The following is a 499-nucleotide window of genomic DNA, read 5'->3' as shown; positions in this document are numbered from 1 at the left end:
AAGCTCACCGGCGACGTAGCTGGGACCGTTATCGCTGAGCAGCCGCGGTTTGTGGTGGACATGCGCCGAAGAGCAGCCTGAGGCGGTGAGCGCCAGGTCCAGCGTGTCGGTGACGTCCTCGGCTCGCATCGTCGTGCACAGCTTCCAGGCGATGATGTAGCGCGAGAAGTCATCGAGCACGGTGGACAGATAGGCCCAACCCCAGCCGATGATCTTGAAGTAGGTAAAATCGGTCTGCCACATCTCGTTTGGCCGCGTCGTCGGTGTATGGAATGCGTCGGCGGCCTTGATTACGACGTAGGCCGGGCTGGTGATGAGGTCGTGAGCCTTCAACAGCCGGTAGACCGTGGCTTCCGAAACGAAGTATCGCCTTTCGTCGGTGAACCGGATGGCCACTTCCCGCGGCGAGAGTTCGCAATTCTCCAGCGCCAGTTCGATGATCTGGTCATGGATGTCCGCGGGGATACGGTTCCAGACCCGGCCTGGCGCCGATGGGCGG

The 499-nt window shown here is 61.7% G+C and carries 1 protein-coding gene; it reads right to left on the bottom strand.

Annotation, left to right across the window (positions count from 1 at the left end; translation table 11 throughout):
- Positions 1 to 499, bottom strand: a 499-nt coding sequence (locus VSX60_RS22510; RefSeq protein WP_327626458.1) for a DDE-type integrase/transposase/recombinase, incomplete at both ends; no start/stop codon positions are given.

The organism is Aurantimonas sp. A3-2-R12, assembly GCF_036016755.1.
Taxonomy (GTDB): domain Bacteria; phylum Pseudomonadota; class Alphaproteobacteria; order Rhizobiales; family Rhizobiaceae; genus Aurantimonas; species Aurantimonas coralicida_A.
This window is presented reverse-complemented; position numbering and strand designations above follow the sequence as displayed.